The following is a 25372-nucleotide window of genomic DNA, read 5'->3' as shown; positions in this document are numbered from 1 at the left end:
GAGTAAAAAAACCTATTCATTTGTTGATAGGCAGACTTCTTTATGCAAAAAAATGAACAAAGCTACAAGTGGATCAAGCGACATATCAGTTACTATGTGGCTTGTGGGGTTATTACGCTCAGCATTCCTGCTTTAGTTAATGCATCTGAAACTGACTTAAAAGAGGCTGAAAAGTCTCCGACTGCTGCAGAAGCAGAATTTGATTCGGCTTTTTTAATTGGCGATGCCAAAAAGATAGATGTAAATCGCTTTAAATATGGCAATCCTGTGTTACCAGGTGACTATAATGTGGATATTTATGTCAATGGTAACTGGTTTGGTAAACATCGTATGGTGTTTAAAGCGACTGAAAATAATCAAAATGCGTTTACCTGCTTTAGCTCAAACCAATTATTAGAATATGGCGTTAAAGCAGATGTGTTAAAAAAAGGCGAAAGCTTTGCTTTGACAGGTTGTCAGAAAATTGAACAGTGGGTTGAAGATTCGTTTTATGAATTTGATACTTCACGTTTACGTGTCGATATTTCGATTCCACAAGTTGCGATGCAAAAAAATGCGCAAGGCTATGTCGACCCTAGTGTTTGGGATCGAGGGATCAATGCTGCATTTCTTTCTTATAATGCTAGCGCATATAAAACATTTAATAAAACCCAAGGTGGCCAAGAAACCACCAACGCATTTACTTCGATAACGGCTGGTGCAAATTTAGCTGGCTGGCAATTGCGCCATAATGGTCAATGGCAATGGCAAGACCGCACCACCACAGATAATCAATCTAAATCAAGCTATGACGCGATTAACACCTATGTGCAACGCGCATTCCCGCAATACCGTGGTGTATTGACTTTAGGTGAAAGCTTTACCGATGGTGAAATCTTTGATTCATTTGGTTATCGTGGTTTCGATTTTTCCAGTGATGACCGTATGTTACCCAACAGTATGATTGGTTATGCACCTCGTATTCGCGGTAATGCAAAAACCAATGCCAAGGTTGAAGTACGTCAGCAAGGTCAGTTGATTTATCAAACGACTGTTGCACCGGGTAGTTTTGAAATCAATGACCTCTATCCAACAGGATTTGGTGGTGAACTCGAAGTTTCTATTTTAGAAGCCAATGGTGAGATTCAACGCTATTCAATTCCTTATGCATCTGTTGTACAAATGCTCCGTCCAGGAATGAGCCGTTATTCTGTGTCAATGGGTCAATTCCGTGATAAAGATATCGATCTAGACCCTTTTATTGTGCAAGGGAAATATCAACGCGGTATCAATAACTCGATCACGGCTTATGGTGGTGTACAGTTCTCAGAAGACTATTCAGCAGTAACATTAGGTAGTGCTTTTGCAACACCGATTGGCGCAATTGCACTTGATGTGACGCATTCACAAGCAGATTTTGAACGTCGCAAAAGTGAAAGTGGGCAAAGTTTCCGTATCAGTTATAGTAAATTAATTACCCCAACAGATACCAATTTGACCTTGGCTGCATATCGTTATTCTACAGAAAACTTTTATAAGTTACGTGATGCAATATTGGTACAAGACCTTGACAATAAAGGCATTAGTTCAGCTCATGTAGGTAAACAGCGCAGTGAATTTCAGATCACCCTGAATCAGGGTTTACCACGTGATTTTGGCAACATTTATGCAACAGGTTCGTGGGTAGATTACTGGAATCGTCAGGAAACAACCCGTCAGTATCAAGTCGGTTATAGCAACAACTACCGTGGTTTGACTTATGGGTTGTCAGCAATTAAACGTATTGTTGAAAACAATGCTACAAGTATCAGCAATAGTGATACTGAGTATATGTTGACCATGTCCTTACCACTTTCATTTAAGAAAAGCTCAGCGAACCTTAACTCGATTATGACGCAAGATAATGCGACTGTTGGTGTGAGTGGTGTGGTTGGCGATCGTTTTAACTATGGTACATCTGTATCGACGCGCTATGGTGATAATCCGAGTGCCAATTTAAATGCTCAGTATCGTACTAACTACGCGACTGTTGGTGGTTCATTCAGTGCTGCTGACGGTTATCAACAAGCCATGTTGACTGCACGTGGTAATATTGTTGCTCATCCTGAAGGTGTCTTGTTTGGACCAGATCAGGGGCAAACCATGGTGTTGGTATATGCACCTGAAGCTGCTGGTGCAAAAGTGAATAATGCGACAGGTTTAAGTATCAATAAATCTGGTTATGCGGTGATTCCATATGTAACTCCATATCGTTTAAATGACATTAGCCTTGATCCTCAAGGAATGTCGACAGATGTAGAGTTAGATGGTACAAGTCAGCGTATCGCACCTTATGCAGGTTCAATTTCACAAGTGAGTTTTGCGACGAAAACTGGTAAAGCAATTTATATTCGCAGCAAAAAACAAAATGGTGAAACTTTACCTTTTGCAGCAGAAGTATTTGATACAAAAGGTGAAAATATTGGAATGGTTGCGCAAGGAAGTATGGTTTACTTAAGAACCAATACTACTGCAGACTCGGTTACAGTGAAATGGGGCGAAAATGCCAACGAGCAATGCCACATCCAATATGATGTTTCTGCGCAAGCAGCAGACAAAAAGCAAAATATGATTATGGCGGAAGGTGTATGTCAATGAACGGTAAAGTTTTAAATCGTATTCTCTTGCTCATTGCTGGGACTGTGAGTTCAGGGACATATGCTGCATGTATACCAGATCGTGGTTTCTCTACTGTTGATGTGAGCATGGCAGTAGGACGTGTTGTGGTGAGACCAAGTGACCCTGTCGGAAAGGTTTTACGCAAAGCCTCTTTTCCAATTAGACCCAATGGTTCGACGTATAGTTGTGGTAGTTATGGCACACTTGGTGCTGTTTTAACTCAAAACTATTCACTTAGCCCTATCGGTAATTCGGTTTATAACACCAATATTGATGGAATTGGTATTCGCTTATACCGTGAAGCGCCAACAGCTCCTGGTTTTGCCGATTATTATCCTTATACACGAAGTGCGAGTGGCAGACGTGTTTTGGCAGAAGGGTTTTTTATTGTTGAAATTGTTAAAACGGCGACATCAACAGGATCTGGCGCACTAGTTCCAGGCACATATAGTAGTTATCGTTCTGGTGAACGCCAAAGCCCACCTTGGTTAACCAGTACGGTATATGGGAATGCGATTACTATTGCGTCTTCTTCATGTGAAATATTGGGAAATATTAATAAAACTGTGACACTGCCAACGGTAAACAAGGTTGATTTTAAAGGTGTCGGTTCAACGCAAGGTGAGCAAGCCTTTGATCTCAACATTTTGTGTAATGGTGGTAAAAACCCGAGTGGTTATGAAGAAAGCAATAAAATCAGCCTAAGCTTTGATTATGATGCGGTGAGTAGTAGCACTCAAAATGTACTTGCGAATACAAATACCGCAGGAAGCAGTGCATCAGGTGTTGGCGTACAATTGCTTTCACAATATAAAAATTCGAATAAAGTGATTGCTAAAAATGACAAGCTAGAATTAGGCACGTTAAAGTCAAATGATAATATTCAATACAATGTGCCAATGACTGCGCGTTACTATCAGACTGCAACCAAAGTGATGCCCGGAAAAGTCCGAGCTATGGCAACCGTCACAATTGAATATGATTAATTGACGTGAATCATATTTTTTAAAATTATTTTTTTATTTATTGATTGGAAAATCTTGTATTAATAATAAGGTTATGTAATTAATTAACTACACCATTTCTTTAGAGGGGAATGAGATGGAGTTAAATAAAAAACTATCCTTTTTATTAATAACATTTACAACGATATCGAGTTTAAGTTTAGCTACTTATGCAGAGGAGATTCATTTTCAAGGGCAGATTGTAGAATTTACATGTGAAAAGGATTCTAATAATTCTAATTGCAAAGTGATTGATAATACGATTGATGTGCTGAGAAAAACCACCACAATAGATAGCTTTAATTTCAATAACTTAGTTGATAAGAAGGCCAATGGTGTGGCGCATTTAAAAATTCAAGATTTAGAAAGTGAGCAGCATAAAATACTGGTGGTAGATTATTATTAAGCCTATTAATTTGTGATATAAATAACATAAATTAAAAATTATGCTGTGTGATAAGTTAAAATATAATCTGATTATTTTAGTTGGATTATATTTTAATTTGTATTAAAAATAATCGAATTTTTAAACTGTTTTAAATCTTTGTATCTTATTTTATCGGTTGAATGGTTTTATTTAATATATCCATAAAGGTTTTTAAGATAATATTGTAATTTTTTCCTTTGTGGGTAATTAGACAGATCGGCGTACTGTAATGCATTCTCTCTTGTAAAATCGGTTGCATCAAACCATCTTGAACCCATTTTTTCGCATAATGATCGGGTAAAAACCCCATAAATTTTCCTGAAAGAATCAGAAAGGCGATACCTTCTCGGTCACTGGCTGTGGCGGAACAGTTCAATCGTTGATGCAACTTCATTGCATCGGGGGTAATGGCGTAATTTGGAAGAACCGTATTGCATCGTTTTAAGTCATCTAAACTTATTTCTCCTAAATGCTGAAAAAGCGGGTGATTTTGTCCACAATAGAGTGAAGACTCTTCGTTATATAAATGAAAATAATCGAGGCCTGACAATGGGCTCACCAAAGGAATCGCACCAGCGTGTAAGCGATTGTCCAAAACACGACACTCAATATCTGACAGTGTGCTCATACTAATATTAATAACCACCTCAGTATTTTCTTCCGCAAGCTGTGCCAATGTATTGGTGATATAAGCACTGGGCATCGTGACTAAGTTATTAATAATTCCAATATTAAATTCACCTTTGAGCTGATTATGCATTTGATTGATTTTGGCACGGAAGTCCTCAATCGAAGCCGTTAGTACCTCAATATATTCTAAAACTTCCCGACCTTCATCGGTGATGGAAAAGCCTGCTCGACCACGTTGACAGAGGCGAATCCCTAAGCGATTTTCCAGATCACTCATATGCAAACTAATCGCAGAACGGCTAATCCCAAGGATACTTTCAGCAGCAGTGAAGCTGTGACAGTCACAGACTGTTTTAAATATTTTAAGTAATTTTATATCAAAATCAGTAACTTGATTTAATTTTTTAGGTTTCATTTAGTTTTGCTTTTTTATATCTAAACTCAAGATATTTTGAATTTATCAAAACTATCTCGCTTTGTACACTCAAGAGATAACCACAAAACAAGAAGAGTACTTATGTTTGATATCGATACATCAAATGACCGCGATGACGCATTGGAAGCCAGTCAGTCAAATGAGCAGATGAATTTAAATTATCAAGCCCATTGGATGCCATTTTCTGCAAATCGTTATTTCCATAAAGATCCGCGCATGATCGTGGGTGCAAAAGGATCGTATTTAATTGACAGTACTGGACGTGAGATTTATGACTCATTGTCAGGGCTATGGACGTGTGGTGCAGGGCATACACGGCCTGAAATCCAACAGGCTGTAAGTAAGCAATTGGCAAAATTGGATTATTCACCTGCATTCCAATTTGGACATCCTTTATCTTTTCAATTGGCTGAAAAAATTGTTCAGCTGATGCCGGAAAAACTGCAACATGTCTTTTTTACCGACTCTGGTTCAGAGTCTGTGGATACTGCGATCAAGATGGCACGTGCCTATTGGCGCATTCAAGGCAAACCAAGCAAAACCAAATTGATTGGACGAGCGCGTGGCTATCACGGTGTAAACGTGGCAGGGACCAGTCTCGGCGGCATTGGTGGAAATCGTAAAATGTTTGGTCAATTGATGGATGTGGATCATTTGCCTCATACCTTACAGGCACATTTAAGTTTTAGCAAAGGCTGTGCTGAAACGGGTGGGGTTGAGCTGGCAGATGAAATGCTCAAGCTGATTGAATTACATGATGCTTCTAATATTGCAGCAGTAATAATAGAACCTGTTTCAGGTTCAGCAGGCTGTATCGTGCCACCAGTTGGTTATTTACAACGTCTACGAGAAATTTGTGACCAACACGATATTTTACTGATTTTCGATGAGGTGATCACTGGCTTTGGGCGTATCGGCAAATGGACTGCGGCTGAACATTTTGGAGTTACACCAGACCTTTTGACCTTTGCTAAACAGATTACCAATGGCGCAATTCCATTAGGTGGGGTGGTGGCAAGCCGTGAAATTTACAATGCATTTATGCAGCAAGACCTGCCTGAACATGCCATTGAATTTACCCATGGTTATACCTATTCGGCCCATCCTGTTGCCTGTGCCGCTGCTCTCGCCACCTTAAATGTACTCGAAAATGAAAATTTAATTTCCCAATCTGCTGGCTTGGCACCAAGCTTTGAAAAGCTTGTTCATGAATTAAAAGGTTCCCCCCATATTGTTGACATCCGTAACTGTGGATTGATTGGTGCCTTGCAATTGGCTCCACGTGATGGTGATGCCACGATTCGTGGTTTTGAAATTGGAATGAAACTGTGGAAAGCAGGTTTCTATGTGCGTTTTGGTGGGGATACCCTTCAGTTTGGCCCAATGTTTAACAGCACAGAAGCGCAATTAAGCAGCTTGATGAATGCCGTAGGTGAGGCACTTTATCAGGTGAAATAAATAGCGTGTGCCTCTAAGTAAATCAATACGGAACAGCTGGGCAATAGACAAGGAAAAGTAATGAACAATTTAGAAAATTTTAGTGGTGGCGAGCTGTCTAATACCGAAACAGTTGAAGCAGTACAACCGATCACGCTGGTTGGGCATTTTATTCAAGGGGGACTGGTAAGCAAGACCTCAAGAACACAAGCTGTATATCATCCAGCCACAGGCAAGATCAGCAAAGAAGTTGCGCTTGCAGATAGCGACTTAGTCAATCAGGTGGTTCACATTGCACAACAGGCTTTTCCAACATGGCGTGATACCCCTGTGATTAAACGTGCACGAGTGATGTTTAAGTTTAAACAACTGCTAGAAGACAATGCTGAAAAACTCTGTAAGTTGATTGGGCAAGAACATGGAAAAATTTGCCATGATGCACAGGGCGAGTTACAACGTGGAATTGAAAATGTTGAATATGCATGTGGTGCACCTGAGTTTTTAAAAGGTGAATACTCAAAAAATGTTGGCCCAGATATTGATTCATGGAGTGAATTTCAACCTTTAGGTGTGGTTGCTGGGATTACACCATTTAATTTTCCAGCAATGGTGCCATTGTGGATGTTCCCAATGGCGATTGTTTGCGGAAATTGCTTTATTTTAAAACCCTCTGAAAAAACCCCATCCGCAGCATTATATTTGGCGGAATTACTTAAACAGGCAGGTTTACCCGATGGTGTGTTTAACGTCATCAATGGTGATAAACAAGCAGTGGATGCCTTATTACATCATCCAAATATTCAAGCGATCAGTTTTGTTGGTTCAACCCCGATTGCTGAATATATTTATCGTACAGCAACCTCGGCAGGCAAACGCTGTCAGGCCTTAGGTGGTGCAAAAAATCATGCCATTATCATGCCTGATGCAGATATCGATAATGTGGTGAACTCATTATTAGGTGCAGCTTTTGGCTCATCTGGTGAACGCTGTATGGCATTGTCTGTAGCAGTGGCAATTGGCGATGAAATTGCTGATCTGGTGATTGAAAAACTTAGCCACGAAATGCAACAACTCAAGTTTGGTCATTATGCAGATCAACAAAATGACTTTGGACCGCTCATTTCGCAAGCACATAAAGATAAAGTTCAAGCTTTTATCCAAAGTGCTGAACAGCAAGGTGCTAAAATCGTTGTTGATGGTCGTGATGCCAAACCTGTTGGTTATGAAACTGGATTTTTTGTTGGCCCGACGCTGATTGATCAAGTTTCATCAGACATGACCAGTTATCAGCAAGAAATTTTTGGCCCTGTTTTACAGGTGATTCGCGTAGAAACCATGCAACAGGCGATGCAGTTAATTAATGATCATGAGTATGGAAATGGTACCTGTATTTATACCCGTGATGGGGAAGCTGCGCGCTATTTTACCCATCATATCCAAGTGGGAATGGTCGGGGTAAATGTGCCATTGCCTGTACCTGTTGCATATCATAGTTTTGGTGGCTGGAAGCGTTCGTTATTTGGTGACTTGTATGCTTATGGGCCAGATGGGGTGCGTTTCTATACGCGTCGTAAAACCATTACCCAGCGCTGGCCAGCTACACACGTTCGTGAAGCCAAGCAGTTTTCAATGCCAACTTTAAATTAATTTTTGCTGTGTAGAGGGAAGATCATCGATTTTCTCTCTTTTGAATAAGGATTTAATAATGTAAATCACGATTTTAAAAGTATTTTTAAGGAATAAAATATGAATGGTGTTAAAACAACAAAATTAGGTGAAGGACTTTCCAACCGGCATATCACGATGATTAGTATCGGTGGCGTTATTGGTGCAGGTTTATTTGTCGGCTCTTCAGCTGCAATTGCCAAAGCAGGGCCTGCTGCTGTACTGGCTTATATTATTACCAGTATTATCGTTTTTTTGGTGATGCGTATGCTCGGTGAAATGGCCGTTGCTCAACCAGATACAGGTTCATTTTCCACTTATGCGCGTAAAGCAATTGGCCCTTGGGCTGGCTTTACCGTGGGTTGGTTATATTGGTGGTTTTGGGTTTTGGTAATCCCTATTGAAGCAATTGCTGGTGCGGAAATTTTACATGCATGGTTTCCTCAAGTTTCCAGTGCTATTTATGCTTTTGCTTTTATTATTTTACTCAGTTTAGCCAATTTCTTTAGTACTAAAAGTTTTGGTGAGTTTGAGTTTTGGTTTGCTTTAATTAAAGTGGTTGCGATACTGCTGTTTATTGTGATTGGTGCATCGGCTGTATTCGGTCTTTGGCCTTTGGCTCGTGATGTCAGTGGTGTGGGGCATTTATTTTCAAATGGCGGTTTTATGCCGCATGGCATGGGTGGTGTTCTCTCGGCGATTTTAATTTCAGCATTTTCATTTTTTGGTGTTGAAATTCTGTCGATTGCTGCGGCAGAGTCTAAAAATCCACAAGAGAAAATTAAACGTGCCACCAATCTGGTGCTGTATCGCATCATTTTATTCTTTGTCGTTTCGATTTTTCTAGCAGTGGCTTTAGTCGATTGGCGCTCGCCTGATTTACAAAAATTGGGGACCTTTCAGTATGTCTTGGTCAGCCTCAATGTGCCGCAAACCAAATTGATTATGGACATGGTGGTGTTTATTGCGGTGGCAAGTTGTATGAATGCGGCTGTATATACTTCTTCACGGATGCTGTTTGCATTGGGTGCACGTCAAGAAGCCCCGAAAGTTGTGACTAAAATTAATGATGCAGGTGTACCAACAATCGCAGTGTTTGCTTCAACCTTGGTTGGACTGATTTGTTGCGCCGTGAATTATATGTTTCCTGGGCAAGTTTTTGGATTTTTACTTTCAACAACGGGTTCAATTGCCTTAGTGGTTTATTTAGTCATTGCTGTGTCACAACTACGCTCAAGAGCTAAACTGGAAAAAATAGGCGCTCAAGTAACCTTTAAAATGTGGTTATTTCCTTGGCTGACATGGTTTGTCATTGTGGTGATTATGAGTGTATTGGGCTATATGTTTTTATCGCCTCAATATAGTTATGAAACGACTTTGTCCTTAGGAGTAACCTCCATCGTGGTGATTTGTGGTCTGATGGTGACACGTAAGAATAAAACCGCGAAGCGTATGGCGGTCCATTTGGATTAAATCAGCATTAAACAGCGCATAACAACCAGCAAACTTTGTCGGTTAAGGGTAAAGCCAGCACGACAAAGTTTGTTTTTTATGTTTAGGCTTTTGCTTTTATCACGCCAGTCTATAAAAAGAAATCAATCACTTAGGTTGGATGTTCTAGGTCATTTTAGCGAGATTTAGCTTATTTTAGCTGAGTTGAACATCATGTCTATTGAGCTCTGTTTCAAAGCTTTCATTGACATGATGTTTTTCATTTACACCTAATGTTTTATTGATATTTTGCTTTCTCCACATAGAAGGAGAAACCCCATTCCATGCTTTAAACGCACGATTAAATGAGGTTTGGTCTTTATAGGCAAGTAAAAAGGCAACTTTTGTGATGGATAAGTTTTGATTTTGCAGATATTTCTTGGCTAAATTTTGACGAATATTACTGAGAATTTCTTTAAAGGAAAGGTCTCTATTTTTTAAATATTTTTGCAGTGCTCTCGCAGAGATATTTAATGATTTTGCAATAGAGTGAATTTGGACATTATTATTTTCAAGTGCTTGTAGCATACTCAGATTAACCAATTCCAAGAAAGAATCCTCCTGAGGCATTTTACTGAGTAATATGTTGGCATGATTCAATAATATTTCTAAAAGAATAGGGTCATAATATTTTAATTTGGTTTGCAATAAAGAATTCGGTATGACGATACGAGTTTGCTTTGTATTAAATTTAATCGGGCAATTAAACAGTTGTTGGTATTTTTTTGTGTCAATGGGTTTGGGAATGGCAAGTTCTAGACAATGAAAAATACTTGCATCTGAATCGGTCAGTTGTTGTAAGTGGTGAAACAGGCTAGACACTTGTATTTCTTCAACGATGGTGGTTTCTTCTAGATATAAACCCACTTGTAAATATGCAGGTTTATCCCATGAGATTGAAAAGTGGTTTTCCTCAATAAGCACTTTTTTGGGAATATAATTAAACCAAAGCTTTTCGTATTGAGCCAATATTTCGATATAGTCAAATAATGTATCACTCGACTGAGCCATATAAGCCACAATGCCGATATGTTTGGGCTGAACCAAAGCACCGATATCTAATCCAATACCCACTTGGGGATATTGTTTATTGATTTGTTTTATTCTCTTGAGCCATTCGCCAAACGGTAGGTGATCATTGAGTGGATATTCAGCATCGCTTGAAACATCTAAGCCTTTTTTTTTACAGAAATCGTCTAATAAAAGTGCCATTCCTTTATTCACACTTTTTATTTTAAAAAAAGTTTTCATGAATTCTCCCAATATTCATTCGATGTTTCTGTGTATTTATTTTTTATTTAAAGTAATCAAAGATTTGTCGTTATGTGTGAGTTCTTCATTTTTCTTTAAAGCGAGGCTGGGATTTGAATGATGAAAATAGATAAAGTTCTCTGCTATTTTTTATGCCATTCAAATGAGAAGGATGAGTTCCTAACCCTGTGCTTTAAAAAGTTTGAATACTCAATCGTATTAACCGTCAATAATAAATCGCGTTATGTGCTTAATCATATTGAATAGAAAACTGAGCATTTGCATTTGCAATCCCTGCGAGGGCTTGTGCTTTGGTCACAATATAATTTGCATAAAAGAGTGCCGAAACATTGCCATTGATGTCTGTGCTAAAGGCTTCGCTTTTCTTGCCTAAAGGCAATCTTTTTTTATCTTGATCTCGGATTTCTATGGCAATATTTTCAGCTTTATTGGCTAAGGCATCGAGCGCTAAAAGTTCCGCATTTTCAGTATTTCGTGGCCCCTCAAAAGTGATGGTCACAGATCCATTCGGCGGACAGTTACTCATCTCAAAATGAATCGGGGTTGGTTTTGATTGACTACCTACATTCGGTAAGTCTTTGCTTGCAACGCTGCCAAGCTGAATATATTTATCTTGTTCAGAACTTAACACGCCACAGGTTGCTGTCGTCACAATCCCTGAAAGCTCAATATTCACTCGCCCCAGCTCTACATTACTATTTTGAGCATGAGCAATCTGATGAATATTTAAACAACATAGCAGTGTGGCAGCGGCCATATATCTTGCTCTATTTTGCATTATCGTCTCCTAATCAAAATCCACTCTGAGATATCCTCTAGATTTAAACGGACCAATGACTGGTTTATTCCCAGTGATACTGACGGGCCAAGCTTTGATGGTCACATTTGCTGGTTGTTGATTGAGATTAAACGGAATCACACTATTGATATTATTGGGCAATAACACATTGTCATTTTGATCTGACATCTTAAAGCCAATATCTGGATTATCTGAGATCATCATATCTCCAGTGGCTTTTTCAGTCTCAAGCCGAAGTGTCAGCATTGCTTGGGCATCAATATTGGTGCATTGAATCGCTAAGGTATGACTCTGTTTATTGACATTGTTGGGTTTATTGCCAGGACCCGCCTGACTAAAGGCATAGGCTGGAATTTCCCCAAACTTAATTTCTAAAAAGTCACCTGTGCCAATTTTGCAACTTTGTGGAACCGTAATAGAACCGCTGTAACTGATCTTATAAACAGGGATACTTAATGGATCGGCTGAGCCCGTTGTGACATACACAGTAAACATGGTTTTTTTCGGGATAGGCACAAAATCAATAAAGGGTTTAATCACTTTGAGGCGGAAGGTAAAGTTTGAATCCCAAATACCAAAGGGTTGCCCTCTACTTACATTGGGATCTGTACCCATCTGTACATAATTTGCAGGAGGATAAAAATCTCCCGCAAAGCTATCGGTAATTTTCATGGCACCGACCAGATAGTCGTTGATCGGTAAGTATTTATAGCGATCGATGGTTTCTACCACAGAGAGGTCGGAAACATAACTACGCATGGTTCTATTTCGACTAATATTGGAATTATGAACAGGGCAGGTTCCATAAACTTGCGAGGAAAAATTCTTTTTAAGCTCTACAATTTTACCTACAGCGTTATTCGAGCTGCTAAAACTATTGGACAGATCATAAAAAACTTCATCCACCACACCGTTCCCTTTACTGTTCCAACAGACAACTGCAAAAGATGGGGCAGACGCAAGTAACAACATACTGGAAATTAAAAGTTTAAATTTCATATGATCTCTCCTTATTGACATTCAAGATCAAATTGAATAACGGGTTTGCTGAGGTCCATGTCTGAAATATCGTAGTTTGCCAAACATTTTCCTTCAGCAGATTCGCCCCAATTGACTTCCAGTGTGCCTTTGAGCGGAAGTCCAGTTAAATAAACTCGACCATCATCTGCAACGATACTGGTGGCTGAACTTTCCTTTTCGATCACACTACTTGCATACGGTATAAACTTGCCGTTATGGGATAAAGTGATAAGTGCTCTTACACCTAGACTGGTATTAAACGTCGCTCTGGCAATTGCCCCTTTGATTGGGACGACATTTTCAACGTTATTGCTGATTTCGAGATTATTACTGAAAGTATTTGAGTTGAGTGCAACGCGATTGGCACGATATTCAGTGGCATAAGGAACGATGGCATAACCACGCCAATCGGTTTTAACGCCAGTATAATTTTCGATATTTACACCTTTAGCTCCGGGTGCTTTAACCAAAATTGAGGTGCTGCCTAAAGGCTGACCAAAGGTAATCCCATCACGGTGCGCTAAAATGCCACCAGATGCGTTATAGGTAAACTGATTTGAGTTCTTTTCGTAGCTATAACCTGCACCTACCGTACCGTAACTACCATTGTAATTCAGGCTGACTGAACCAATATCGCCTTGCTTACTGACTTGTCCCTGATTGATGCTATAACTTAAATTACGATCTTTCAGTAAAGTGCCACTTAAACCTGCCATATAGGACTCATTACCATTTGAATTTTGTGTGGTCGAAAAAGTGCTATATGCATTTTGGATTGGATGATTACGGAAATTCGCTTTCGGCCATAGCTTGTCCAATGGGAAGGAGATATTCATGGCATACATGGTGTCACTTTGATTAATCTCAGAATATTTGTTACGGCTGACTGAGAATGAATAATTCAGTGCTTTCCATGAGTTTGCATAACCCGCTTGAACCCATTCATTTTTTTTGTTGGTGTCCCAATAGGTTTGCTGATTTCCGGAGACAAATAAAGAACCATAGTTGCCAAGTGAATGCGAGATATTGATTTCAAAGCGACCTTTTTTAGAATTATATAAATTGTAGTAATCCGTAATGATCGGGGTATTGGCTTGATTTCCGTCTTGAGTTTCGGAAACGTGATAGCCACTCATACGATTATAAGCAACATCATTTAAGGTATAGAAACCTTTGGTGGAATAACGATAGCCCAATAACTGGAAGGTGGTTCCAGAGCTTAATAATGATTTTGAATATAAAAAGCGCAGAGACTGCCCACTGCTCGTGGATCGATCCGCCAACTCACTGTCCGCATGAGTAAGGTCAAAAGACAGAGCACCATAATCGCCGAGGTTGGCACCTAAACCCACCAATGCACTCTTATATTTTTCTGATAATTGCGTCCCCGCATAAACGGATATACCATTTTTTAAACCGTGAATTGCTGTTGCCTGTAGCAATGACGGATTATCTTGAGAATCCAATCCGCTACGGTACTCACCCACCACCACACTATATTTTGTACGTCCTTCACGTTGTAGCACCGGAAGGCTTGAATAGGGCACTTGAAAGCTTTGAATAGAACCGTCATTTTCTTCAATCGTAACCAAAAGGTCACCACTGATTGAGGTTGGATTTAAATCTTGGATAAGGAATGGTCCAGGTGCGACATTTACCTGATGGATCACAAAACCATTTTGTTTAATCACCACTTTTGCATTGGTTTTTGCAACCCCACGAACAGTAGGGGCATAGCCTTGCTGACTGTCAGGATACATTGCCTCAGAGGTCGACAAATGTGCGCCACGGAAACCAAAGCTATCAAAAATTTCGCTACTTGTTGAACCATCACCAATCACCAGTTGGCTTTTTAAAGGAATAATGGTTTTTTGTACATAGGTGTTTAAATTATTCCATTGATTTGTGGTTTTACCGTTGTGCGAATTGGCGTTAAAACTGCCTGAATGTCGGAACTGCCATGAGCCAATATTGAGTCCATTATCCAGACGTAAAAAGAAACTGTTGGTATCTGTTTTAGAGTTGTCATAACCCGAAATATTATAGTTGGTATAAAAGCCGTTGATCCCTTCATCCCATTGATCGGGTGGAATATAGCCGCGAATTTGGTTGCGTAAAGACGCTTGCGGCAAGCTGATCAATAATTTTTGTTTATCAAATTGAAAGTGGCTATTTGCACCGTCAATGATTGAAATAAAATCTACACATTGTGGGTTTGAGCTAGACAATTGCTCGTATTGGGCAATATTGACCCCAAATCCCTGCAATGTTTTGCTGTCTAAACACGGAAATAACCCTGTTGTATCTTGAATGCCTGATTTTTCAATAAAATTGATGTCGCGGGTAAACGCATATTGATCGTTGACATACACATCAACCCGGTACACGCCCGGCAATTGATGGGTCGATTTCTCAAATCTGCTCAAATCAGAAATTTGTGAATTGGATAAGTTATCTGTTAAAAATGCAGGGTTAAACACCTGTTCTGCATGACTGGTTCTTGGGACTACGATTGAAATCAGCATAGTCACTGCGATACCCACTGGATATCGCTTGATATTTCTCCTTACGCATACAACATTGTATGGCATTGAAAATAGACTATTCATAATTATTACTTCAGTTCTAAATCAACTTTAGCCGTTAAACCACCGTAATCATTGACCGTTTGATAACTCAGCTTATTGCCTGAAGTTGCTGAAATTTTTGTTTGAGCAAAAGGACTCGCCATCACATTTGGCACTTTTTGGTTATCAACAAAAACGTTCACAAAAGAAACGTGATAAGGAGATGGATTATTCACCATGATTCCTTCTGCTGATTTTGAAAACTTAAGTGTTTCTAATGCGGCTTCAGGTTTGGTTTTTAGATTTATTGGACGAACAAACAGTTTGATTCGAGATAAAACAGCAAGTTGCAAAATATTTTTGTCAATCAAAGTCGATTTATCAATCGAAGGAATTGCCTTGACATTGACCCAAAATACCGACTCTCTATCTTGGGGTAAGTTGGTGGCAACATTGACAATTCTTAAAGTATTTTCGCTATTTGCTTCTGCGACAAATAAGGGCGGAGTAATCAGAATATCTTTTGATTTTTCATCTAAATTATTTTCAATCCATGAGTTAATTAAAAAGCGTTCTTTATTGTTGCTGTTGACAATAGCTAATGAAACTTGCTTGGCATCGGTTGGGTAAATAACACGAGTTGCCCCAAGTGATATACCGCCAATTATATTGTTATTGGCCAAGCTGGTAGATGCTAAGCAGGCTAAGGTTATACTAAGAACACCATTTTTAAATAAGTTCAGTTTCATATAAGTCCTTAGAATTCATTTATGGATAAAAAACAGAAATTAAAATATTCGATGCTTGAGCGGATGACTGTTCTGAAGTTTGGTTGAGGAGAATACCAATCCTATTTTTAGCGAAACTGTCATAACGTTCAGGTCGATCAATTTGTCGAATAAATTTCTGATTCAGACGGGCCTGTTCAAGACCTTGAATGTTTAATTCTTGATGAATATCAAAATCATTTCTTGCTTTTGGATCTGTATAAAACATCTCATGGGTTGGCTTATTTTGTTCAGATAGACCAATGGCAAGATTGTCGTAAATGCTCACAGGGCATAATGAAAAATTGATTTGAATTGGAGAATTGGGAGTTTTAATAGATACAGCAGCATTATTCTCAATCAAGATTGAGCAGCTTTGATTTATCAAAACTCCCTGAAAATGAGCTCTTCCACCAAATACATAACTCTCTGCGTAAATATGAGTACTTACTAATATTCCAGCAATCAGGGTTATATACTTTTTCATGGTAAATAAGCTCATGTAATCAAATAGTTAATAATTATCTTAGGCAGATAAATTATTCATATTTCACTACAAAAGTTGCATCAGCATTTGCTTGACCAGGTGTAGATGCACCAGTCGCTACATAACGAGCGCTGAATTGAAGTGTGTTATCACCAGTGATCAATGTTTTAGGTGTAGAGAAACTAGCACCAGTAACACCTAGGATTTTTGAAGTGTCATCAGCAATCTCAATCCCTACATTTGTTGCAGCAGTAGAGTTTGTACCACCAGCAGCAACTGAAAGTAAGTTTGCATTAGACGTTACAGACTGACCATAAAATGCAACAGCAGCAGTTGCTTGAACTGTTGGATCACAGTCAACAAGTTTGATTTGGAACGGTACTGGAGTTGTTTTATCGCCAGCAACAGCTAAACGTGCAGTACGGTATTGACCTAAATCAACAGTTTGATTTGAAGATTCTGTACTTACAGCACATGCTGCATTTACGATTTCACCAGTAAAATGTACTGTTCCACCGTTAACAGTTACAGGATCAGCAGCGAAAGCTGAAACAGAAAGTGTTAAAGCAGATAAAGTTGCAGTACTTAATAGAGCTAATTTCATAGTAAAACCCATTCATTTTAGAAGGTTGATTTTTAATATTTATTTAAAATCATTTTTTATGATTTCAATAAATTACACTTAGTCGCACTGTTTAATAAAATAGTAATGTACTTAAATAAATGCAGGGTTATAGTGACTTACATCACAATAGATAACTTTGTATTTTGTGCATAATTAATTTGTATTTGACGCCCTTATCATTTTTTATGAAAAGTATATGAATTAATGTGATTAGTTGGGTGCTTGTTTTTAGCTGTGCTGTGTACAGTGTTGTTGCTTATTATTGATATACGTTGGTACGGTTTTTTGATCAAAAACGCTCATTGCATTTGTAGATACACTTTTGAGTTAGAATTATTTTTCTTATTTAATATCAATCACAAGGGGAAATAAATTGTTTGATTATAAAAAGCTTGCGATGCCACAGCTTACATTCAAAGTTTAAATACCTTTGCGTAGGCAATGCCTCACTTTTCTTATAGGGGATGCCAAACCTTGCGCTATCACAACAGCAATCAAAACTAGACGATTTATACAACGGTTGATTGTGTATAGCGCTTTATTTTTTAATCTGAGATGGTATTCCAATTTGCGCAGCCAAAGGCGAGAAAATCACTTTAATTGGAGAGTTAGCCTGACTTTGCTGTACATCAGGCCCTATATAATTCTTGCCTTGAGATGTTGCAAAACTAAGATGCCACACACTAAGTTCAGTGTCTGACAGCCACACTATGTGTAAAGCATTATCCTTTGCGCCAAAGTCGATGGTTCTTACATCAAATTGCGCCAAAGCATGAATAAATGAACGACATTTTTCAGTTTCACCTTTTTTCAGAACTGAAATCTGAACTTGGGTTGCGCCACCAAACATTACATCATTGGCTCGGCACTGAAGAACTTCCACATGAAAACGGCCATCAGGAGAGGGCAGATCTCTTATCAACTTATTTACCGTGCTGGATTGGCATGCTGTTAATACGATGGGCAATATCAGTAAAGTGTATATCCTTGTCAGTTTCATTTTATTCCTTGCTATGTAAATACATTACGATTTTTGTTTTATCGCTTTATTCAAATCGGTCAGTCTGCTTTTAGCCAATACATGGAATGCTTCAGTTGAATTGTTTTCACAACTTCGACTGGTCATCATATCGTGTTGCATGTTTACTGGCGATTTAATTAAGGATGATGTGGTTAAGTTTATCTGTATTTTGCTGTTTTAAAACATGTTTTTGTATTGATTTTTCACATGATTTAATTGTTTGTGTTTAGCTGCTCTGCATTTAATCTTAATGAGAATGCTTAGAGAAAATTTAATGAATAAAAAAGGGCTTGCAGAAAAAAGTTGTAGAAGTTTTAATCTAAGTTTGAACGTTAGATAAAATATTAACATTCCATCAATCATAAAATTGATCATATATTGTTTGTTTTTCTAAGTAAAAATCATTCAATTTATTGGTGGTTATTGGCCATGAGGGCTTTTATTATGCTTAAAACATTCACGATCGCAGAGCAACATTATTTTAAACAATTCATGGGGATTGCAAACACGCTTGTGCTGGCGTTTGTTGTTTTGATGTGGTCAGGCCATGTGGCCGCAGAGGGCAATTGTCCTCCTGGTTATTATCCAATTGGTGGGCAAGGCCTGCAAGGGTGTGCACCGATTCCAAGTGGCGGTAGTAATGGTGGTGGCGGTGGTGGCACATATAAATGGGAACCCTCACTTTGGGAAAAACGTTGGGGCGCGATTGCTGAAGATAAGGCAGCACCTTCTCGACCTACAGGTTATGCCCAAGCGACACGAACCGAACGTGGGGCTAAAAAAGTAGCCTTGGAAAATTGCCAAAAAAAGGGAGGTAAAAATTGTGAAGTCATCTTTACCTATAACAATAAATGTGTTGCCTTGGCTGATCCGACTCAAGGTGGTCAAGAGTCTGTGATTAGAATTGATCGTACGCCCGCAGGCGCCAAAGCATTAGCTGCTTATGAATGTCAAAGTAAAAACAAGCAAGAGTGTAAAGTGGTTTACTCAGCATGTAGTACTTATTACGAGCCGGGCGCCAGTATATTTTATTGGTGGTAATACATAGGGTTCTGCTTTAAGTCACATCGCCTATTGTGATAAACCCGAGATAAGTATTTGAAGTAAAATATATTTAAATAAAAGATCGGATCTTTTTAAAGGATAAAAATGATGAAAGCGGTTAATTTTTTACTGGGCAGTATTTTAGCTTTGCCCTTGTTTGCACATGCAGATGCCTTGAAACTGCAAAAAAGCACACAGGAATTTGATCAATATCGTGGTCAAATTACAGTAAATGGAGAATATTCATATTATTTTGATGATGAAGTGGCAGGTGATGTTATCTGTTTTCATCCCAGTGCGCCTTCAGATCAGTTGATACCGCGTAAGCCGGATGATCGCCGTTCACGCTGGTTTTGTTTCAATGATACTCAACAGGCAGCTCAGGCATTAAAACTCAATAAAAGACCCAAGGAAGGCTATATTGGCTATACGGGACATGCAACTGTAACGGTTGGAGAATATGCGGTTTATAAGGGCGAAAGTGATGGTACTGATCTGGCAAAATTGGTATCAGTTCAAAAAGCCGATACTCCTAAACTGGTTAAAAGCTCAGGTTATTAAAGCGCATTGTTATCGCGATGTTAAATTAAATACATATTTAAAGTTTAAAGGAAATAAATCATGAAAATTGTTAGTTTTTTACTGGCGGGCATGCTGATTACGCCAATTGTTGCACAGGCAAAAACACCACAACAATGGGCTGACTGTGCCGATAAGGTTGGGCGTACTATCGATGTGCAAGAAGTTGGTAATATCGGCTATGAGTCAGAAATCAAAAGCAAGTGCGGTACACGTCCTGTTCCAACAACGGGTATGGCGAAACCAGATGGTAAACACCCACATGACGTTATACAGGCAGCACCTTGGAAAGCTCGTTTTCAGCAATTAGTTGGCAAATCATATGCAAATCTCACTTCAGCTTTAGTGGTATCCAGTGCAATGCAGCGTCAGGGTGATTGGCTGGTAGGCAGTGGTTATGACCCACGTGGGGCGGGTTCGAGTAAGGCTGTCATTGCGATCAATACTAAAACAGGAAAAGTCATGGCGGCTTATTCAGATACTGAAGATGGTGTTAAATTCTTTGGCTTTGATGAAAATACCAAAGGTGTTCCAAGTAAATTTTCACAATGGGTTGCGGAAAGTGCAGCAGGCTGATTTGTTAGATGTATGTTTGGCTGATCATGACGTGTAGCAATCAATCAGCCATGGCAAAGGGATGCCAACAATAAATTTGTTCCATAAGTCCTTTTTAAAACCATAGATCAACATAAAATCCCCCTCATCCTAGCCTTCTCCTGAGGGAGAAGGAATTTTCAATACCAAAATGCTTTACTCCACATGATCATTTTTTTGATTTATGAAAGATCTTTAATGTTCAGCTTAAAATATCCATTGTGATTTAAAATTAGCAATTACAGTAAAATTACAATCTAGTGTTGTATAAATAGCTGTGCTCAAGGCTTAGGTTTGTTGTAGCAAAGATATGTTGTTTAGAGAGTAATCGACTGTTCAAAATACTGTGTTATTTCGAATTAATATTTTGTATAAAACCCTGAGTCTGTCATCAACACATTCATATAAAAAATAGCATTACTTAGCGATAATTAACAGTAAACAAGCTTTTAAAATAAGTTTTATAAGTATAATACGCCACTTGATGAAATGGGATTGAATAAACTGTTGCAGTAAAAAATAGTGTTGCAAGAGGATCTTTTAATTAAGAAACTAATTATTAGACAAAGTTCAATTGTATTTTTTGTATTTATTGTTATTCAAATGTTATAATTTGTCTAAAGAAGGCTTTTTAAGCCAATTAAATTAGCTGATGTTGATGAATAAAACATGCTTCAATTAAATATTTCTAGGCTCACCTTGAGCGAAGATGGTGATACATTTTTAGCACTTGAAAAAATTCCTGCGATGCAACGTAGACGGTTATCAAGTATTGCTAAAATTGCACTAAATAGTGCAATTCAAAGTTTGCAGGGGATTCAGGTCGACTATATTGTTTGGAGCTCACAATATGGCGATGAAGAAAAAACACTTAAAATTTTACAAGATGTCTTGTCAGACCAAACCCCATCTCCGACACTTTTTTCAACCTCTGTACATAATGCAGTTTCAGGTTTGTATTCTATATTTTGTCAAGATGATACGCTCGCGACCAGTTTGGCAGCGTCATGGTCTGAAGCTTTAGTCGAAGCTTATGCTTATTTAAAAAACCACCACAATGCCAAAAATGCCTTGGTGATTTATTATGACCAAGCCTTGCCAGAAATATATGATGAGTATCAGAATTTTAAAGCTTTTTCATTGGCTGGAGTGGTCAGTTTAGAAAATCCCAATTTAAAAATCACTGTAGAAAATCTGCAACTGCAACAGAGCAAATATTTAGAGGCTCAAGATTTTAATGCGTTTTGGCACAATCAAAACCTGATAGAAAAGGGTGCTTGGGTCAAATGCTAAATATCAATAAAGTAAAGAAAAAGTTAAATTACGCTTGGCGTGTTGGTGCTACAGGTTTTAGTTTTGCAAGTTTTGGCTTGGGCGGAATTGTGATTGGGGGTGTGGTTGCACCATTGGTGAAAGTCAGCACATTTGATACAAGAAAAAGACAAGACCGTGCGCAAAAAGCCATTAAATATAGCTTTAAAGGCTTTACTGAAATGATGGTTAAATTGGGCATCATGACCTATGAAGTCGAAGGCTTGGAAAAGCTGGCCCATAGCCGTCAAGAGTTAGTCATTGCAAATCATCCAACCTTGATTGATGTGGTGATTTTGATTGGCTTAATGGAAAAGGCCAACTGTATTGTAAAAAAAGCACTTTGGCGTAATCCATTTACATTGGGGCCAGTGCGTAGTGCAGGTTATATTTTAAATGAGGGATCTGAGCAATTCATTTTGGACTGCGTTAAAAAACTCCAAGAAAAAGATGCAGCCTCATTATTGATATTTCCAGAAGGGACACGAACAGAAAAGGGCGCATCACTGAATGAATTCCAACGTGGTGCGTCAAATATTGCGATTCGAGCGAATGTTCCAATTCGTCCGATTTTGATAGAATGCACGCCCTCGACACTGACCAAAAATGAAAAGTGGTATCACATTCCAAATGAACCATTTCACATTCAGATTACAGTGTTAGATGCGGTACATGTACACGATATATTGGATGATGCTGCTGTGAACTCAAAACAGGTGAAACAGCTCAATCATTTTTTGCACAACTTATTTAATCAAGCGTTAATTAAACAAGAGTTATCTACAAATGAGCAATCTTGCTGATGAGTTAAAAGAAATGATCATTGATGTGCTGGCTTTGGAAGATATTTCAATTGAAGATATTGATACCAATGCACCACTCTTTGGTGATGGATTAGGGCTGGATTCTATTGATGCCCTAGAATTAGGTTTGGCTTTGAAAAAACGCTATAACATTCATTTAAATGCTGAATCACAGGAAACCAAGCAACATTTCGCCTCTGTGCAAAGTTTAGTGGACTTGGTTGAAGCGCAACGCGCTGCTTAAGAGGTCGTTATGTTATCTGAAGAAATCGTCTTAACAAATCTACGTGAGTGGATGGAAGAACTATTTGAAATTGAACCTGCTGATATTCAGCTTGAGTCAAACCTGTATTCTGATCTGGATGTTGATAGCATCGACGCTATTGATTTAGTTGTTAAAATTAAAGAATTAACCGGTAAGCAAGTTAAACCTGAAGATTTTAAAAATGTCAGAACAGTGCAAGATGTTGTGGTTGTGATTCAAAATATGTCTGCAGAATGAAGCATTTGATCCGCAGTGGAGTCACCATCTTATTTTTACTTTACCCATTTATCGTGGGCTACAGCCTAGCGCATGGTCATTTTATTTGGGTGAGTGCTTTGTTGGTTCTGCTTGGTGGATTACGCTTATTTTTAAAAAAAAGCGATCTTATGTGGCCATTGACTTGGTTTGCCATTATTTGTGGTGGGCTGAGTTTGATTTTAAAAGATCATGCTTGGTTAAAGCTGTATCCAGTATTGATGAGTGTGGGCGCGTTGATAATTTTTGCGACCACCTTAATCAAACCACCCTCAATGATTGAGCGTTTTGCACGTTTGGTTGAACCTGATTTACCCGCGTCTGGAGTGATCTGGACCAAAAATGTTACGATTGTTTGGTGTGGCTTTTTTATTTTAAATGCCTGTATTGCGCTTTATACAGTGTTATTTAGCAGTACTCAAATGTGGGTACTTTATAATGGTTTTATTTCTTATCTTTTGATGGGTTTGTTATTTGCAGGTGAATTTGTACTGCGAAAAATTCATCAAGCTAAAAATCATACGAGTTAAAATAAACGCTTATGTTGTGTCATTTTCAAAGCCACATTCATGCTGAAAAATGTGTGTGTATCACCTCTGATTTTAGTGTCAAAACATTCTCCCAATTTTGGCAGGAGGTGTTGAGTGAAAAAACACACATTGAACAATCCGCTGAAAGTGCATGGGCCTTGTGGCAAAATGACAGTTATGATTTTTTAGTGTTATTTTTTGCAGTTTTACTGGCAGATAAACAGGTGATTCTCCCGCCAAATCGTGTGCGTGATTTGGAAAAAAGCTTAGCAGCTCAGAATATTTATTTCATTGAACGACAAAATAAACAGATTAATCCTGTGGTTGAAGATACTCAACACATTGATCTAAATGATTATTTTTTAAATCGTGCAGCAGTGTTTTTTTATACTTCGGGTTCTACAGGGCAACCTAAAAAGATTCCGCGTACCCTAAAACAGCTGCTTAATGAAGTACAGGGTTTAGATCAAAGTTTTGATCTAGCAGAAAATGCACTAGCGCTTGCTACAGTCAGTCATCAACATATTTATGGTCTATTGTTTAAATTACTTTGGCCACTTGCCAGTGGCAGAGCTTTTTATAATCCACAATTGGCATTTCCTGAAGATGTGGTTGAAGCACAAAAAAAGTTACAGCATTTAAGCCACGATCACTTTGGTTCAAATCATTATGTGGTTTCCAGCCCAGCACTTTTAAAACGTTGGACCTCTGATGTATTACTTGAACAGTATTCAGTGGTTTATTCTTCAGGTGGTAAACTGGATGCTGGAGTGCGTCCGCTGCTCAATGCCAGTATCACCGAAATTTTTGGTAGTTCCGAAACGGGCGGTATTGCTTATCGCACACAAGATGAGGCGCTTTGGACCCCGTTTGCAGATGTCGAAATTAGTGTTACGGATGCAGGTGAACTGGGTGTCTTGACTCAACATGCCTATATCAATGATTGGATCTATACCGCAGATAAAGTCGAAGTGTCTGTGCCTAATGATCGAAAAAGTCAGTTTCAGCTTCAAGGTCGCTTAGACCGTATTGTTAAGCTTGAAGAAAAGCGTTTAAGTCTTGATTCTATTGAAAGTGGTATTGTCGAATTGCCAGAAGTTAGTGAATGTCATACATTGATCTTTGAAAAGGATCATCGACAAATTTTGGCATGTGTGGCGGTATTGTCTGAACAAGCTCAATTAGAACTTAAACACAGTCATAAGCGTGCATTTGTCGCAAAAATAAAACAACAACTTGCAGATAAATTGGAATATATTGCGATACCGAGGCAGTGGCGTTTTTTAAGCCAATTACCGAAAAACGCCCAATCAAAGCTCAATAAAAATTATATGAAATCATTATTTGAAAACTTAAATTTACCCGTGGTTTTAGCATCGCATATTGATGCCAATAGCGCAGAATTTAAATTAGAATTTATTCCTGAACTGGCTGCTTTTAATGGGCATTTCCCTGATCACCCGATTTATCCTGGTGTTGGGCAAATTGCTTTTATTCAAAAGTTCGCTAAAGAGATCTGGGCTGATCTAGATTGGTGTACAGGATTAGAACAAATTAAGTTTCAGGAATTGATCCAACCGCATGCCGTGGTTTTGCTTAAACTTGAGCGTAAGGCAGATAAAATCAGTTTCCAGTTGCAGCAGGCTGAACAATCTTTAGCATCAGGACGTTTGGTTTTTGCTACTACGGTTAAAGCTTAGGAGACA

Annotated in this window: 24 protein-coding genes; 15 read left to right on the top strand and 9 right to left on the bottom strand. The window is 38.6% G+C overall.

The window, feature by feature from the left end; translation table 11 throughout:
• Window positions 1-42: 42 nt before the first annotated feature.
• The 3 genes from ACQ7EO_RS15775 (at window position 43) to ACQ7EO_RS15765 (ending at window position 4047) form a co-directional block, all read left to right on the top strand.
• On the top strand, window positions 43-2616 hold the full coding sequence (locus ACQ7EO_RS15775; protein ID WP_034614016.1) for a fimbria/pilus outer membrane usher protein: 2574 nt from the start codon (window positions 43-45) through the stop codon (window positions 2614-2616).
• A complete protein-coding gene (locus ACQ7EO_RS15770) occupies window positions 2613-3623 on the top strand; it encodes a fimbrial protein (protein WP_035370891.1) in 1011 nt (336 codons plus the stop codon). The genes ACQ7EO_RS15775 and ACQ7EO_RS15770 overlap by 4 nt, the downstream gene beginning before the upstream one ends.
• A 115-nt stretch (window positions 3624-3738) precedes the next feature.
• Window positions 3739-4047, top strand: a complete 309-nt coding sequence (locus ACQ7EO_RS15765) for a hypothetical protein (RefSeq protein WP_434277966.1) — start codon at window positions 3739-3741, stop codon at window positions 4045-4047.
• Between the two features lie 145 nt (window positions 4048-4192).
• Here the strand turns inward: ACQ7EO_RS15765 and ACQ7EO_RS15760 are convergent, their stop codons facing one another.
• Window positions 4193-5113, bottom strand: a complete 921-nt coding sequence (locus tag ACQ7EO_RS15760) for a LysR family transcriptional regulator (RefSeq protein ID WP_034614012.1) — start codon at window positions 5111-5113, stop codon at window positions 4193-4195.
• 102 nt (window positions 5114-5215) lie between these two features.
• On the opposite strand from ACQ7EO_RS15760, the gene ACQ7EO_RS15755 reads away from it, so the two are divergent.
• From ACQ7EO_RS15755 to ACQ7EO_RS15745, 3 genes are all read left to right on the top strand, one after another.
• Complete coding sequence (locus ACQ7EO_RS15755) at window positions 5216-6592, top strand: aspartate aminotransferase family protein (protein WP_434277965.1); 1377 nt, start codon at window positions 5216-5218, stop codon at window positions 6590-6592.
• Window positions 6593-6652: 60 nt separating this feature from the next.
• Window positions 6653-8218 carry a CoA-acylating methylmalonate-semialdehyde dehydrogenase gene (locus ACQ7EO_RS15750; protein ID WP_434277963.1) on the top strand — a complete coding sequence of 522 codons (1566 nt, stop codon included), beginning with the start codon at window positions 6653-6655 and terminating at the stop codon, window positions 8216-8218.
• Window positions 8219-8317: 99 nt separating this feature from the next.
• Window positions 8318-9709, top strand: a complete 1392-nt coding sequence (locus ACQ7EO_RS15745; protein WP_004819829.1) for an amino acid permease — start codon at window positions 8318-8320, stop codon at window positions 9707-9709.
• Window positions 9710-9883: 174 nt separating this feature from the next.
• Here ACQ7EO_RS15745 and ACQ7EO_RS15740 read toward each other — a convergent pair whose 3' ends face one another.
• From ACQ7EO_RS15740 to ACQ7EO_RS15705, 8 genes are all read right to left on the bottom strand, one after another.
• Complete coding sequence (locus tag ACQ7EO_RS15740; protein ID WP_419311666.1) at window positions 9884-10978, bottom strand: helix-turn-helix domain-containing protein; 1095 nt, start codon at window positions 10976-10978, stop codon at window positions 9884-9886.
• Window positions 10979-11228: 250 nt separating this feature from the next.
• The gene (locus ACQ7EO_RS15735; RefSeq protein ID WP_419311539.1) at window positions 11229-11777 is read right to left on the bottom strand and encodes a fimbrial protein; all 549 of its coding nucleotides are present in this window, start codon (window positions 11775-11777) and stop codon (window positions 11229-11231) included.
• 9 nt (window positions 11778-11786) lie between these two features.
• Complete coding sequence (locus tag ACQ7EO_RS15730; RefSeq protein WP_434277961.1) at window positions 11787-12797, bottom strand: fimbrial protein; 1011 nt, start codon at window positions 12795-12797, stop codon at window positions 11787-11789.
• Window positions 12798-12808: 11 nt separating this feature from the next.
• The gene (gene fimD, locus ACQ7EO_RS15725; RefSeq protein WP_004819839.1) at window positions 12809-15427 is read right to left on the bottom strand and encodes an outer membrane usher protein FimD; all 2619 of its coding nucleotides are present in this window, start codon (window positions 15425-15427) and stop codon (window positions 12809-12811) included.
• Window positions 15428-15432: 5 nt separating this feature from the next.
• Complete coding sequence (locus ACQ7EO_RS15720) at window positions 15433-16134, bottom strand: fimbria/pilus periplasmic chaperone (protein WP_434277959.1); 702 nt, start codon at window positions 16132-16134, stop codon at window positions 15433-15435.
• A 19-nt stretch (window positions 16135-16153) separates the two neighbouring features.
• Entirely contained in the window at window positions 16154-16639 is a 486-nt protein-coding gene (locus ACQ7EO_RS15715; protein WP_004819841.1) for a hypothetical protein, read from the bottom strand.
• Window positions 16640-16691: 52 nt separating this feature from the next.
• A complete protein-coding gene (gene fimA, locus ACQ7EO_RS15710) occupies window positions 16692-17243 on the bottom strand; it encodes a type 1 fimbrial major subunit FimA (RefSeq protein WP_016539504.1) in 552 nt (183 codons plus the stop codon).
• A 559-nt stretch (window positions 17244-17802) separates the two neighbouring features.
• On the bottom strand, window positions 17803-18264 hold the full coding sequence (locus ACQ7EO_RS15705; RefSeq protein ID WP_004819843.1) for a hypothetical protein: 462 nt from the start codon (window positions 18262-18264) through the stop codon (window positions 17803-17805).
• A gap of 465 nt (window positions 18265-18729) precedes the next feature.
• On the opposite strand from ACQ7EO_RS15705, the gene ACQ7EO_RS15700 reads away from it, so the two are divergent.
• The 9 genes from ACQ7EO_RS15700 (at window position 18730) to ACQ7EO_RS15660 (ending at window position 25366) form a co-directional block, all read left to right on the top strand.
• Window positions 18730-19326, top strand: coding sequence for a DUF4189 domain-containing protein (locus tag ACQ7EO_RS15700; protein WP_004819845.1), 597 nt, complete (start codon window positions 18730-18732; stop codon window positions 19324-19326).
• 111 nt (window positions 19327-19437) lie between these two features.
• The gene (locus tag ACQ7EO_RS15695; RefSeq protein WP_227515164.1) at window positions 19438-19890 is read left to right on the top strand and encodes a hypothetical protein; all 453 of its coding nucleotides are present in this window, start codon (window positions 19438-19440) and stop codon (window positions 19888-19890) included.
• Between the two features lie 60 nt (window positions 19891-19950).
• Window positions 19951-20484: a hypothetical protein gene (locus ACQ7EO_RS15690; protein WP_004722210.1), complete on the top strand. Its 534-nt coding sequence runs from the start codon at window positions 19951-19953 to the stop codon at window positions 20482-20484.
• Between the two features lie 687 nt (window positions 20485-21171).
• Window positions 21172-21795, top strand: a complete 624-nt coding sequence (locus ACQ7EO_RS15685) for a beta-ketoacyl synthase chain length factor (RefSeq protein WP_419311543.1) — start codon at window positions 21172-21174, stop codon at window positions 21793-21795.
• Complete coding sequence (locus ACQ7EO_RS15680; RefSeq protein WP_056516375.1) at window positions 21789-22616, top strand: lysophospholipid acyltransferase family protein; 828 nt, start codon at window positions 21789-21791, stop codon at window positions 22614-22616. Before ACQ7EO_RS15685 ends, ACQ7EO_RS15680 begins: the two co-directional genes overlap by 7 nt.
• Window positions 22600-22860 carry a phosphopantetheine-binding protein gene (locus tag ACQ7EO_RS15675; protein ID WP_004819853.1) on the top strand — a complete coding sequence of 87 codons (261 nt, stop codon included), beginning with the start codon at window positions 22600-22602 and terminating at the stop codon, window positions 22858-22860. The genes ACQ7EO_RS15680 and ACQ7EO_RS15675 overlap by 17 nt, the downstream gene beginning before the upstream one ends.
• 9 nt (window positions 22861-22869) lie before the next feature.
• Window positions 22870-23118: an acyl carrier protein gene (locus ACQ7EO_RS15670; RefSeq protein WP_004819854.1), complete on the top strand. Its 249-nt coding sequence runs from the start codon at window positions 22870-22872 to the stop codon at window positions 23116-23118.
• Entirely contained in the window at window positions 23115-23666 is a 552-nt protein-coding gene (locus ACQ7EO_RS15665; protein WP_434277957.1) for a septation protein IspZ, read from the top strand. The genes ACQ7EO_RS15670 and ACQ7EO_RS15665 overlap by 4 nt, the downstream gene beginning before the upstream one ends.
• A gap of 11 nt (window positions 23667-23677) precedes the next feature.
• The gene (locus ACQ7EO_RS15660; RefSeq protein WP_434277956.1) at window positions 23678-25366 is read left to right on the top strand and encodes an AMP-binding protein; all 1689 of its coding nucleotides are present in this window, start codon (window positions 23678-23680) and stop codon (window positions 25364-25366) included.
• Window positions 25367-25372 lie beyond the last annotated feature (6 nt).

This window comes from Acinetobacter sp. CE-15, assembly GCF_051059255.1.
Classification (GTDB): Bacteria; Pseudomonadota; Gammaproteobacteria; order Pseudomonadales; family Moraxellaceae; genus Acinetobacter; species Acinetobacter guillouiae.
Note: the sequence above shows the minus strand (reverse complement) of the source record. Positions and strands in the feature narration are given on the sequence as shown.

What these genes read in the sequence shown, in the direction of transcription:
- ACQ7EO_RS15715 (WP_004819841.1), bottom strand. Translation starts at nt 16,639, where the DNA reads ATGAAAAAGTATATAACCCTGATTGCTGGAATATTAGTAAGTACTCAT.
- ACQ7EO_RS15735 (WP_419311539.1), bottom strand. Translation starts at nt 11,777, where the DNA reads ATGCAAAATAGAGCAAGATATATGGCCGCTGCCACACTGCTATGTTGT.
- fimD (WP_004819839.1), bottom strand. Translation starts at nt 15,427, where the DNA reads ATGAATAGTCTATTTTCAATGCCATACAATGTTGTATGCGTAAGGAGA.
- ACQ7EO_RS15730 (WP_434277961.1), bottom strand. Translation starts at nt 12,797, where the DNA reads ATGAAATTTAAACTTTTAATTTCCAGTATGTTGTTACTTGCGTCTGCC.
- ACQ7EO_RS15705 (WP_004819843.1), bottom strand. Translation starts at nt 18,264, where the DNA reads ATGAAACTGACAAGGATATACACTTTACTGATATTGCCCATCGTATTA.
- ACQ7EO_RS15665 (WP_434277957.1), top strand. Translation starts at nt 23,115, where the DNA reads ATGAAGCATTTGATCCGCAGTGGAGTCACCATCTTATTTTTACTTTAC.
- ACQ7EO_RS15660 (WP_434277956.1), top strand. Translation starts at nt 23,678, where the DNA reads ATGTTGTGTCATTTTCAAAGCCACATTCATGCTGAAAAATGTGTGTGT.
- ACQ7EO_RS15670 (WP_004819854.1), top strand. Translation starts at nt 22,870, where the DNA reads ATGTTATCTGAAGAAATCGTCTTAACAAATCTACGTGAGTGGATGGAA.
- ACQ7EO_RS15745 (WP_004819829.1), top strand. Translation starts at nt 8,318, where the DNA reads ATGAATGGTGTTAAAACAACAAAATTAGGTGAAGGACTTTCCAACCGG.
- ACQ7EO_RS15720 (WP_434277959.1), bottom strand. Translation starts at nt 16,134, where the DNA reads ATGAAACTGAACTTATTTAAAAATGGTGTTCTTAGTATAACCTTAGCC.
- ACQ7EO_RS15770 (WP_035370891.1), top strand. Translation starts at nt 2,613, where the DNA reads ATGAACGGTAAAGTTTTAAATCGTATTCTCTTGCTCATTGCTGGGACT.
- ACQ7EO_RS15675 (WP_004819853.1), top strand. Translation starts at nt 22,600, where the DNA reads ATGAGCAATCTTGCTGATGAGTTAAAAGAAATGATCATTGATGTGCTG.
- ACQ7EO_RS15695 (WP_227515164.1), top strand. Translation starts at nt 19,438, where the DNA reads ATGAAAGCGGTTAATTTTTTACTGGGCAGTATTTTAGCTTTGCCCTTG.
- ACQ7EO_RS15680 (WP_056516375.1), top strand. Translation starts at nt 21,789, where the DNA reads ATGCTAAATATCAATAAAGTAAAGAAAAAGTTAAATTACGCTTGGCGT.
- fimA (WP_016539504.1), bottom strand. Translation starts at nt 17,243, where the DNA reads ATGAAATTAGCTCTATTAAGTACTGCAACTTTATCTGCTTTAACACTT.
- ACQ7EO_RS15685 (WP_419311543.1), top strand. Translation starts at nt 21,172, where the DNA reads ATGCTTCAATTAAATATTTCTAGGCTCACCTTGAGCGAAGATGGTGAT.
- ACQ7EO_RS15700 (WP_004819845.1), top strand. Translation starts at nt 18,730, where the DNA reads ATGCTTAAAACATTCACGATCGCAGAGCAACATTATTTTAAACAATTC.
- ACQ7EO_RS15775 (WP_034614016.1), top strand. Translation starts at nt 43, where the DNA reads ATGCAAAAAAATGAACAAAGCTACAAGTGGATCAAGCGACATATCAGT.
- ACQ7EO_RS15760 (WP_034614012.1), bottom strand. Translation starts at nt 5,113, where the DNA reads ATGAAACCTAAAAAATTAAATCAAGTTACTGATTTTGATATAAAATTA.
- ACQ7EO_RS15755 (WP_434277965.1), top strand. Translation starts at nt 5,216, where the DNA reads ATGTTTGATATCGATACATCAAATGACCGCGATGACGCATTGGAAGCC.
- ACQ7EO_RS15740 (WP_419311666.1), bottom strand. Translation starts at nt 10,978, where the DNA reads ATGAAAACTTTTTTTAAAATAAAAAGTGTGAATAAAGGAATGGCACTT.
- ACQ7EO_RS15690 (WP_004722210.1), top strand. Translation starts at nt 19,951, where the DNA reads ATGAAAATTGTTAGTTTTTTACTGGCGGGCATGCTGATTACGCCAATT.
- ACQ7EO_RS15765 (WP_434277966.1), top strand. Translation starts at nt 3,739, where the DNA reads ATGGAGTTAAATAAAAAACTATCCTTTTTATTAATAACATTTACAACG.
- ACQ7EO_RS15750 (WP_434277963.1), top strand. Translation starts at nt 6,653, where the DNA reads ATGAACAATTTAGAAAATTTTAGTGGTGGCGAGCTGTCTAATACCGAA.